General features: G+C 56.7%; 10 protein-coding genes and 2 pseudogenes. 5 read left to right on the forward strand and 7 right to left on the reverse strand.

All coding sequences use genetic code 11. The features are described 5' to 3' along the window. Nucleotides 1–2 precede the first annotated feature (2 nt). The gene (locus GYN01_RS20830) at nt 3–1,850 is read left to right on the forward strand and encodes a polyurethane esterase (RefSeq protein ID WP_048365798.1); all 1,848 of its coding nucleotides are present in this window, start codon (nt 3–5) and stop codon (nt 1,848–1,850) included. 45 nt (nt 1,851–1,895) lie between these two features. On the opposite strand, the gene GYN01_RS20835 is transcribed toward GYN01_RS20830, so the two are convergent. Next, on the reverse strand, nt 1,896–3,530 hold the full coding sequence (locus GYN01_RS20835; protein ID WP_203307721.1) for a methyl-accepting chemotaxis protein: 1,635 nt from the start codon (nt 3,528–3,530) through the stop codon (nt 1,896–1,898). A gap of 290 nt (nt 3,531–3,820) precedes the next feature. On the opposite strand from GYN01_RS20835, the gene GYN01_RS20840 reads away from it, so the two are divergent. Then, on the forward strand, nt 3,821–4,651 hold the full coding sequence (locus GYN01_RS20840; RefSeq protein WP_059761952.1) for an undecaprenyl-diphosphate phosphatase: 831 nt from the start codon (nt 3,821–3,823) through the stop codon (nt 4,649–4,651). An 86-nt stretch (nt 4,652–4,737) separates the two neighbouring features. Beyond that, a complete protein-coding gene (locus tag GYN01_RS20845; RefSeq protein WP_203307724.1) occupies nt 4,738–5,085 on the forward strand; it encodes a DUF1294 domain-containing protein in 348 nt (115 codons plus the stop codon). Between the two features lie 17 nt (nt 5,086–5,102). Here GYN01_RS20845 and GYN01_RS20850 read toward each other — a convergent pair whose 3' ends face one another. Together GYN01_RS20850 and GYN01_RS20855 are read right to left on the reverse strand one after the other, a co-directional pair. After that, nucleotides 5,103–5,462 (reverse strand): MmcQ/YjbR family DNA-binding protein, encoded by a 360-nt coding sequence (locus GYN01_RS20850; protein WP_048365795.1) that lies wholly within the window; start codon nt 5,460–5,462, stop codon nt 5,103–5,105. Next, nucleotides 5,459–6,367: a LysR substrate-binding domain-containing protein gene (locus tag GYN01_RS20855; RefSeq protein ID WP_048365794.1), complete on the reverse strand. Its 909-nt coding sequence runs from the start codon at nt 6,365–6,367 to the stop codon at nt 5,459–5,461. The genes GYN01_RS20850 and GYN01_RS20855 overlap by 4 nt, the downstream gene beginning before the upstream one ends. Before the next feature lie 128 nt (nt 6,368–6,495). On the opposite strand from GYN01_RS20855, the gene GYN01_RS20860 reads away from it, so the two are divergent. Then, nucleotides 6,496–7,107, forward strand: coding sequence for an FMN-dependent NADH-azoreductase (locus GYN01_RS20860; protein ID WP_203307722.1), 612 nt, complete (start codon nt 6,496–6,498; stop codon nt 7,105–7,107). A 172-nt stretch (nt 7,108–7,279) separates the two neighbouring features. After that, a complete protein-coding gene (locus tag GYN01_RS20865) occupies nt 7,280–8,293 on the forward strand; it encodes an alpha/beta hydrolase family protein (RefSeq protein WP_048365792.1) in 1,014 nt (337 codons plus the stop codon). A gap of 77 nt (nt 8,294–8,370) precedes the next feature. On the opposite strand, the pseudogene GYN01_RS22390 reads toward GYN01_RS20865, so the two are convergent. The 4 genes and pseudogenes from GYN01_RS22390 to GYN01_RS22395 all read right to left on the reverse strand — a co-directional run. Further along, a pseudogene (locus GYN01_RS22390) lies at nt 8,371–8,512 on the reverse strand (MFS transporter); the annotation flags it as partial. A 161-nt stretch (nt 8,513–8,673) separates the two neighbouring features. Then, on the reverse strand, nt 8,674–10,260 hold the full coding sequence (locus GYN01_RS20870; RefSeq protein ID WP_082149463.1) for an ABC-F family ATPase: 1,587 nt from the start codon (nt 10,258–10,260) through the stop codon (nt 8,674–8,676). A 12-nt stretch (nt 10,261–10,272) separates the two neighbouring features. After that, nucleotides 10,273–10,506, reverse strand: a pseudogene (locus GYN01_RS22780) (site-specific integrase); the annotation flags it as partial. A 160-nt stretch (nt 10,507–10,666) separates the two neighbouring features. After that, a partial coding sequence (locus tag GYN01_RS22395) for a hypothetical protein (RefSeq protein ID WP_238936364.1) occupies nt 10,667–10,909 on the reverse strand: 243 nt, incomplete at its 5' end.

Here is a 10,909-nt window from a genome sequence, read left to right on the forward strand (position 1 = left end):
CCATGGCTGTTTTTGACTACAAGGATGTGGGAACAGAGGCTTCGGCGGCGCTGTTCAAAGATGCTTTGGCAATCACGTTGTACAGCTATCACAACATCGATAACGGGTTTGCAGTCGGTTATCAGAAAAACGGTATGGGCACCGGCTTGCCTGCCACGCTGGTCAAGGCGGTGTTGGGTGGCGTGGACGCGCAAGGGGTGGTACCTGGCATCCCGTGGAACCCGGACTCCGAAAAGCTGGCGCGTGAAGCGGTCGAGAAAGCCGGCTGGACACCGATCAGCGCCGAGCAACTGGGCTACGCGGGAAAGGTCGACCAGCGCGGCACCTTCTTCGGCGAAAAGAAAGGCTACGACACCGCTCAGGTAGAAATTCTGGGCAAATACACAGCTGATGGGCATTTAACTTCAATCGGCATCGGTTTTCGTGGCACCAGTGGCCCACGAGAATCGTTGATTACCGATTCTATTGGCGATGCCATCAGCGACCTGCTGGCGGCGATCGGCCCTGCCGATTACGCCAAAAACTACACGGGCAACGCGTTTAACGCGCTGCTGGGCAACGTAGCAGCCTTTGCCGCGGCTCATGGTTTAAGTGGCAAGGACATTTTAGTCAGCGGCCATAGCCTGGGCGGGTTGGCGGTCAACAGCCTGGCCGACCTGAGTACTGATCGTTGGTCAGGCTTTTATCAGGACGCGCGCTACGTGGCGTTTGCGTCACCGACCCAAAGTGATAACACGCACAACGTGTTGAACATTGGTTACGAGAACGACCCGGTGTTTCGAGCGCTCGACGGTTCTGATTTCAGCCTGTCGTCATTGGGCGTTCATGACGCGCATCAGCCGTCGGCGACCAACAACATCGTGAGCTTCAACGACCATTACGCGTCAACCCTGTGGAATGTGATGCCGTTTTCTATCGTCAATGTGTCGACGTGGGTCACGCACTTGCCCAGTGGCTACGAAAGCGGCATGAACCGTATCCTCGATTCGGCGTTCTACGACCTGACGTACAAGGATTCGACCATCGTCGTCGCCAACCTGTCCGATCCGGCCCGGGCAACCACCTGGGTGCAAGACCTCAATCGCAATGCTCAAACGCACACCGGCACCACGTTGATTATTGGCAGCGATGGCAATGACTTGATTCAAGGGGGGCGCGGTAATGACTTCCTTGAAGGGCGTGATGGCAACGACACGTTCCGTGACAGTGGCGGTTACAACATCATTGTGGGGGGAAAAGGTATCAATACGCTGGAGTTGCAAACGTCTTTAAGCAAGGTCGATGTGGTAAATGACGGGCAGGGCACGGTGTATGTGCGCGACGCTCACGGCGCAATTACATTGACCCATGACATCAGCATGCTGGTAAGCGAGGAGCCCAATTGGCTGGGCATCCGCCAGTCGGTCACGCACCGGGTGGCTGACGATGGGTTGTGGACAGGCAATAGCCGCAGCGATTACACCCACTCAGTCACTGCCAGCACCGCTGACAGTACGCTCAAGGCCCAGCTCAAGGGTGACTGGCTGATCGGGCAGGGAGGCAATGATCATTTGATCGGTACGCTGGGCCAGCATGTGTTCATTGGTGGGGCGGGGGATGACCTGCTAGAGGCGGCGGGAGGTCGTAACACCTTCGTGTTCACCGGTGATTTCGGGCACGACACGCTCAAGGGCTATCAAGGCAACGACACATTGGTGTTTTTGGGCGTGGAGGGCGGTTACAACGCCGATTACCGGGCACATGCCCGCGCATCGGGCGCCGACACTGTACTGAGTTTTGGTGACAGCTCGGTCACGTTGGTGGGCGTGGGCCTGGCCCATCTTGGCGGCGCGGACATTGTGATCGCTTGATCGATCACCACTGCGGCGCAGAGCAGGTCTGCGCCGCGGCGCACGTCAGACCTTGAACTGACGTAACAGATTGTTCAACTGCACACTCAACGCCTTGAGATGAACACTGGCAGCGCTCGATTGCTCGGCCGCCTGTGCCGTGCTTTGCGACAAGCCAGCGGCCTGGGTCACGTTTTGGTTGATGTCTTCGACCACATGCGCCTGTTGCAAGGTGGCACTGGCAATCGAGGCGTTCAGACCATTCAAATTATTCAAGGCCTGACCAATACTGCTCAGGCTTTGCCCGGCCAACGTCGCTTGCTCGATGGTTGACTGTGATGCGCGGCTGCTGCTGGCGATGACATTGACCGCCGCTTCGGAGTGTTTTTGCAGCCCCTCGATCATGGTCTGAATGTCTGCAGTGGACTTTTGCGTGCGTTGGGCCAGCAACCGGACTTCGTCCGCCACCACGGCAAAACCGCGACCTTGCTCACCTGCACGGGCCGCTTCAATGGCCGCATTGAGTGCCAGCAGGTTGGTTTGCTCGGCGATCGAACGGATCACCTCCAGCACCGTACTGATGTCACTGCTTTGCGAGGCCAGGGTGCGAATCACCTCGACGGCCTGGTTGATGGTGCCGGACAAGTCGCCGATCTGTTGCAGGCTGCTGTCAATGTTGTGCTGGCCTTGCTCGGCCTGCTCCTGGGCACCGCGCATTTCGCTGGCTGCGTGCTCAGCGTTTTTGGCCACATCCTGCACGGCGTAGGTGACTTCGTTGATCGCCGTCGCCACTTGATCCATTTGCAGCGCCTGTTGCTGGCATCGATGTTGAGCATCATTGGCATCGTTGCCTAGCTCAGTGGAGGACTGGTCCAGTGCTGTGGCCGTGGATTGCAGGTGACTGACCACATTGCGCAACTTGGCGGCAAACGCATTGAAATGATGCGCCAGTTCGGTGACTTCGTCCTGCCCGTGGGTGTCCAGGCTGCGGGTCAGGTCGCTTTCGCCACTGGCGATGTTGGCCATGGCCTGCACGGCGTCTTGCAGCGGACGCACGATACTGCGCGCAATCATTGTCACCAGTGCGGCCATGATCAACGCGATGCCAAGCCCGGCCCAGCAGGCTTTCCAGACTTGTCCCCAAAACTCGGCCTGCATGTCATCGATGTACACCCCCGACCCCATGACCCACCCCCACGGCTCGAACAGTTGGACATAGGATGTTTTTTGCACCGGGGCGTCAGAGCCGGGTTTTGGCCAGCGGTAATCGACCATGCCCGCGCCTTTGGCTTTGGCCAGCGACGCCATTTCGCTGAATATCGCAAAGCCGTCCGGGTCTTTGATTGCCGAGAGGTCTTTGCCATCCAGTTTGGGGTTGGTGGGGTGCATGACCATGTAGGGGCGCAGGTCATTGATCCAGAAGTAGTCATCGTGGTCGTAGCGCAACTGGCTGATCACGCTCAACGCCTGCTGTTGTGCGGCTTCGCGGCTCAAGGAACCTGCCGTTTCCAGCCCATGGTAGTAATTGAGAATGCCGCTGGCAGTCTGGACGACATGCTGGGTTTTCTGGACTTTGCCCTGATAAAGATCGTCATGGATCTGTTTGAGCATCAACAAACCCAACGCCAGCAGCATGGCCATGGCCACGATCAAAATCAGCCACAAACGACGGCTGATGGACAACCTGCGTAAGGTATTCATAAAACGGTCACTCCTTGTTTTTCTTCTTGTAGTCGACACTGACTAGCATCCAAGCACGCTTGGCGGGTGTGGCCCATGCGACTTGGGTCTAATGTCATAGCAGCGAAAGTCGGGTGTGTCTGATAGGATCTCGGCCGAAATCGCAAAACCTGTATGTTTCTTGATTTCTGACACTTTTTTCACATCGCGCTGGCGAAAATCCACGGCTGTAACCCACCCCGCGGCAGCGGTTGCAGGCACTCACTAATGACTTATCTGCTCGGCATGATGCGGGGCTTTATGGGGGAACAATGGATCTTTGGACTGCCGCACAGGCGTTGATACTCGGCGTAGTAGAAGGCCTGACGGAATTTTTGCCGATTTCCAGTACGGGCCACCAAATCATCGTTGCTGACTTGCTCAACTTTGGTGGTGAGCGGGCGATGGCGTTCAACATCATTATTCAGCTCGGCGCGATTCTGGCCGTGGTCTGGGAGTTTCGACGCAAGATTCTGGACGTCGTCACCGGCTTGCCCACACAGCCGCAGGCACGTCGTTTTACCGTCAACTTGATAATTGCTGTGCTGCCCGCCGTGGTGCTGGGCGTGATTTTCGCCGATACCATTCATGAGTACCTGTTCAACCCGATCACCGTGGCCACAGCGTTGGTCATCGGCGGGGTCATCATGCTATGGGCCGAACGTCGCCAGCATGTCATCCACGCAGAAACGGTGGATGACATGACCTGGAAAGACGCCGTCAAAATCGGTTTCGCCCAATGCCTGGCAATGATCCCCGGCACGTCGCGTTCGGGCTCGACCATCATTGGCGGTTTGTTATTTGGTTTGTCGCGAAAGGCTGCGACTGAGTTTTCGTTTTTCCTGGCGATGCCGACCATGGTCGGTGCAGCGGTGTACTCCGGTTACAAGTACCGTCACCTGTTTCAACCGGATGATTTGCCGGTGTTTGCCATTGGCTTTGTGACCTCGTTCATCTTCGCGATGATTGCCGTACGTGCCTTGTTGAAGTTTATTTCCAGTCACAGTTATGCGGCCTTTGCCTGGTATCGCATTGTCTTTGGCCTGCTGATATTGGCCACCTGGCAGTTTGGCTGGATTGACTGGTCGGCAGCGTCTGCGTGAGAACACCCGTCAAACAGCGTCAGCCCCGTGGGCGCGAGCCGGCGCATGACACCGGACCGGTTCGTGGTGTGAAGTTCAAGCTAGTGATGTTTGCCCTGCTGTGCGCGTTGCCGGTAGGGGGCGCGGTGATGCTGCTGGTCACCGGCGTCACCCGCGTGCCGTTATGGGGGTACGTCATCGCCAGCGCGCTGGCATTCGGCTTGTATGGGTATGACAAAAAGCAGGCCCGAGCAGGCCGCTGGCGTACGCCGGAGAACGTCCTGCATGGGGTGGAGTTGTTGGGGGGATGGCCTGGAGCGTGTGTGGCGCAACACGTGTTTCGCCACAAAACCCGCAAAGTCGCCTACCAAGTGTGGTTCTGGTTGATCGTCGCGGCGCATCAAGCACTCTGGATTGATGTGCTGTTCTTGAAAATGACGTTTATTGATCTGTAGGCCACTGCGCAAAAACGTCAGAGCAATAAGCCGATCTGACGTTTTTTCGGCAGTTTACTCACCACCAACTGATGAGAACGGCGCAGTAAGTCTTGCAGTTCTGCGGTGGCCATCGGGTAGGGTGTTTTCATGTTGATCCAGTGCGCCCGCGCCAGATACGGCGAGGGATGTATGCCCGGTCGGTCGACATAGCCCAGAAACAGGTCTTTTTCGACTTTAAAAGACAGCCCGTCCTGATTCAGGTTGAACAGCGCAAACATCTTGCTCTGGTCAACAAAGAACACATGAACACCTCCCCACTTAATGTCTTCTTTGACGCCCGGCAGGCTGCGGCAATACGCAGCGACCTCTTCTTTACTCATCGTGTTAGCGCTCATAGAAGCTTGTCTCCACAGCGTTCAAATGATTCGACCAGATGTTCGATCCAGGCGCGTACTGCGGGCATGACACCGCGCCGATGCGGGTAGACCGCGTGCAGCCAGCCACCCGGCAGTGACCATTTGGGCAGCAATTGCACCAGTTGGCCTGTGTGCAATTCCTGCTCGCAATACATCATGGGCAGCACGGTGAAACCCATCCCTGACAGGGTGCAGGCTTTGCGCACAATAAAGTCATCAATGCCTAACCGCGCTTGCAGCACCAGGTCGCAAGGCTTGCCCTGTTCATCCAGCATGCGCAGGTGGACCATGCGATCAGCCTCCAGGGCACCTAAAACCGGGACCTGCTTCAAGTCATTCGGGGTACTGATGGGCCATTCACGGGCAAACTCGGGGCTTGCCACCATGACGGTCTGCGCCTGACGCAGGCGCCGCGTGACCAACAATGGGTCTTCGTCCCCCAGCTCGCGCACACGCATCGCTACGTCAATGCCCTCGGTGATCAGGTCAACCCGACGATTGAGCAGGATCATTTCCAGCTGCACCTGAGGGTAGGCGCGCAAAAACGCGCTAATGACCTCGGGCATGAATTCATGCGCCAGTCCCACCGGACATGACACCCGCAACGGCCCGCGCGGTTCGCTGGACATGCTGGCGACAGCCTCGTCAGCCATCTCGGCTTCAAGCAGCATCGCCTGGCAGTGGCGCAGGTAACGTTCACCCACGGCTGTCAGTTTGAGTTGGCGGGTGGTGCGCTGTAACAGACGCGCGCCCAAGCGTTCCTCAAGCTCGGCGACCCGGCGCGACAAGCGTGACTTGGGGACACCCAGTAGCCGGCCCGCAGCGGCAAACCCGCCGGCTTCGACCACCTTGGCAAAGTAATAGAGATCGTTAAGATCCTGCATGAGTTTTCTCACCGTCCTACAAGTGGGACGAACTATCACACAATGGATGACTTATCGTCGATTGCTTTCATCGGTAGTATCACTGCCACTTGATCGCCCGGCGGCGATTCTCATTTGTGGAGATCACCATGAAACTGTTGCATATCGATTCGAGCATTTTGGGCGATAACTCAGCGTCGCGTCAGTTGAGCCGTGAAGTCGTTGGCGCCTGGAAAGCCGCCGATCCGAGCATTGAAGTGAGCTACCGCGATCTGGCGGCTGAAGCGATTGAACACTTTTCCTCCGCTACGCTGATGGCCGCCGTCACCCCGGCGGAACTGCGCGATGCAGCACACAAGCATGAAGCACAATTGAGCGCAGATACCTTGGCGCAGTTCTTGGCTGCCGATGCGGTCGTGATTGGCGCACCGATGTACAACTTCACGATCCCGACCCAGCTCAAAGCGTGGATTGATCGTATTGCCGTGGCAGGCCAGACCTTCCGTTACACCGATGCCGGGCCTGAAGGGCTTTGCGCTAACAAAAAGGTCATCGTGGTCTCCACCTCAGGCGGCTTGCACGTGGGCCAGCCTACCGGTTCGGCACATGAGGACTATTTGAAAGTCATGTTGGGCTTTCTGGGCATCACTGATATCGAGTTTGTTCGCGCTCACGGTCTGGCTTACGGCGACGATGTTCGCAGCAAAGCCATGAATGATGCACACGCGCACATTAACGAAGGCTTGTTCAGCGTCGCGTAAGCTTTGCGGGCACGCCGTACACACTAAACTCTGTATTCTGGCCATCTACACATGGCCAGGCTACGGAGTTTTTTGCTTCTGGCCTGAAAGATGCTGGCGTGGATTATGCCCAGATCAACCACTACGTTTTGGCATCAACTCTCACGCTAAGCCTTCACCAAGGTGAGCCTCCATGATGCGTCTGTGTGCGGTTCTGGTTTTTTTATGGTCTAGCTGCCCTTTAATCGTGCGAGCTGAACCGGTCTTGCAGTGGAGTGTGGGCTTTCATCGCCTGAATTTTCTGGACCCGCTGGATCATCAGCCGATGCACGCGATTGCCTTTTACCCCTCTACGGCGAAAGAGGGCAGTAGCCGATTAGGCAGCTATCAAGTGGACGCCACTGAAAACGCCAAAATTGCCAGCGGGCATTACCCGTTGTTGATGTTGTCCCATGGCAATACCGGCACACCACTGGCCCTGCATGACATGGCCACAGCGCTGGCACGTAAAGGTTTTGTCGTGGTTGCCGTACTCCACCCCGGCGATAACTATAAAGATCACAGTCGGCTTGGCACCTTGAGCAACTTGTATGGGCGGCCCATGCAGATATCCGCGGCGATCAGCGCGACCTTGCATGACCGCCATTTATCACCCCACGTACTGGGTGATGAAGTGGGCGTCATGGGTTACTCGGCCGGAGGGGAAACCGCGCTGATCCTCGCGGGCGCGCAACCAGATCTGGAGCGTTTACGCCGTTACTGCCAGGAGCGCCCGAATGACCGTGACGCTTGCACCACACAGGGCGAGTTGATCGCCGATCGTGACGACCTTGTCCCCAGCGCAGACCCGCGGGTGCATGCATTGCTGCTGCTGGCACCGCTGAGTCTGATGTTCGGACGCCAAACGCTGGCAGATGTCCATGTGCCAGTCCTGCTTTACAGTGGCGATGACGATACGTTGGTGTTCCCGGACAAAAACGCCGATGCGCTCGCACGCAAGTTGCCGGTGGCACCCGAATTCAAGGTGATTGCGGGCGCAGGTCACTTTGTATTCATGGCGCCGTGTACGGATGAGCAGATGGCGACAATGCCCGGTTTGTGCACCGACGCAGAAGGGGTTGATCGCGAGGATATACACCGCGACCTGATTGAGGAGGCAGGTCGATTTTTCCGGCAGTCCTTGCAACGTCATTCGCCTACAGGGTGATGAACGTGGTCAGCGTCCCGTAGCCAATCGAGGCAACATCAGGCTCAGCCCATGGGGCGCGATCAGGCCGAAAACTGACCAAAATGATCGTGAACATAGCCGGGCAGAACCGCGATGGGCAAACCCATGCAAAGCAAGGCGATGAAGGTATAAAACGATGGACAAGATTTGTAGCGTGACTGACCCGCAAGGTCTGGGCGAGGGGTGTTGCACAGGCATGACGGGCGTTCCGGCTAACAATCATCGTTGGCGCGCATGATGGCGGGCGCGGGCGATAAAAGAAAGCAGGCTAACTATTTGCTACGAACGCCAGCCCACGAAAAACCCGTCACGAGGACGGGTTTTTTGATGACGCTATTAAGGCCGCAGGGTGCCTTGAATCAGAACACGACGCCTTGGCTACGCAGGTAGTCATCGTATGTGCCGCTGAAGTCGATCACGCCGCTTGGGCTCAACTCAATGATGCGAGTGGCCAGCGAGGAAACAAATTCACGGTCGTGGCTGACGAAAACCAGCGTGCCCGGGTAGTTTTCCAGCGCCAGGTTCAGCGCTTCGATGGATTCCATGTCCAAGTGGTTGGTCGGTTCGTCCATGATCAGCACGTTGGCTTTTTGCAGGATCAGCTTGCCGAATAGCATGCGACCTTGCTCACCACCGGAAATCACTTTTACCGACTTGAGAATGTCATCGTTGGAGAACAGCATGCGGCCCAAAGTGCCGCGTACCATTTGCTCGCCTTGAGTCCACTGACCCATCCAGTCGAACAGGGTCATGTCGTCTTCGAAGTCATGTGCGTGGTCTTGGGCGTAGTAACCCAGCTCAGCGGCTTCGGTCCACTTCACAGTACCGGCATCCGGAGTCAGTTCGTTGACCAGGGTGCGCAACAAGGTGGTTTTGCCGATACCGTTCGGGCCAATGATCGCTACGCGCTCGCCCGCTTCAACGGTGAAGCTGAAGTCCTTGAACAGCGTTTTGCCATCAAAGCCTTTGGCCATCTGCTCGACAATCACAGCCTGACGGTGCAGCTTTTTGTTTTGCTCGAAACGAATGAACGGGCTGACACGGCTCGAAGGTTTGACTTCGGCCAGAGTGATCTTGTCGATCGCCTTGGCGCGGGAGCTGGCCTGCTTGGATTTCGAGGCGTTAGCCGAGAAGCGGCTGACGAACGCTTGCAGCTCGTTGATCTGAGCCTTTTTCTTGGCGTTTTCTGACAGCAGTTGCTCGCGCGATTGGGTGGCGACCGTCATGTACTCGTCATAGTTGCCCGGGAACAGACGCAGTTCGCCGTAGTCCAGGTCAGCCATGTGGGTGCAGACACTGTTCAGGAAGTGTCTATCGTGAGAAATGATGATCATCAGGCTGTTACGCTGCGTCAGAATGTTTTCCAGCCAGCGGATAGTGTTGATATCCAAGTGGTTGGTCGGTTCGTCGAGCAGCAATACTTCAGGATCGGAGAACAGCGCCTGAGCCAGCAGAACACGCAACTTCCAGCCTGGCGAGACTTCGCTCATCGGGCCATTGTGCTGTTCGATACCGATCCCCAGACCTAGCAGCAACTCACCGGCGCGCGATTCAGCGGTGTAACCGTCCATTTCGGCGAACTCGGTTTCGAGTTCAGCGACGGCCATACCGTCGTCTTCCGTCATTTCGGGCAGTGAATAGATACGATCGCGCTCGGCCTTGACCTTCCACAGCTCTTCGTGACCCATGATCACGGTGTCGAGCACGGTGAATTCTTCGTAGGCGAACTGATCCTGGCGCAACTTACCCAGGCGCACGTTCGGCTCCAGCATGACCTGGCCGCCAGACGGCTCAAGATCATCGCCGAGGATCTTCATGAAAGTGGACTTGCCGCACCCGTTGGCACCGATCAAGCCATAGCGGTTGCCCGCGCCAAACTTGACTGAAACGTTCTCAAAAAGCGGCTTAGCGCCGAATTGCATCGTGATGTTAGCTGTGGAGATCAATTACTTTACCTATCAATAGCTTAGAGTTGGCTGGTTTGAGCCGATACCAATGTGGAGCTTTTCCAGCTCGCTCCAGTCTGAGCTTGAGTTGAGCCAACGCGCATACGTAGACAGCAACATTGGGACGCTATGGCCAAGTTGCTGAGCAATAAAGGCGGGATTGATGCCGGACATGGCGCGCATTGTCGCATATGCGTGACGACAGTTGTACGGCGGTCTGTAGCGGATGTTCAACATCTCTAGGGTTTGTTGGCATTGCCGGTGTACATCGCGGGCCCGTTGGGGCGGATTCGCCGTTCGTTGGGCATGTGAACAGGGCTAGCGCGTTCTATCAGCGTACCTTCGCTCTGGCGTCCACGTTTAGCGTGATGCCTGGTAAGAAAGGGTGTTTGAACGGCGCGTTTGTTTAGCAAGGCCGGGGGAGCTTTTCGAGCCTGGTGACGACGATGGATTGGGTCTTCGGCGATTGCAGGGCAGAGGTAGATCTGCTTTTTTCCAGATCGACGGCACCCGGCGCAGTTAAATCGCGTTCTGGAATCGCATGCCTGCGACAAAAGTGGGGTGAAAGCAGGCTGTCGACAAGCAACAGTCTCAGCCGCACTTTACGCACCTCTATGCCCGCTCGAACTGTCACTGACCGGCTAGAGCT

The sequence above is a fragment of the Pseudomonas weihenstephanensis genome, assembly GCF_016812185.1.
GTDB classification, from domain to species: domain Bacteria; phylum Pseudomonadota; class Gammaproteobacteria; order Pseudomonadales; family Pseudomonadaceae; genus Aquipseudomonas; species Aquipseudomonas weihenstephanensis.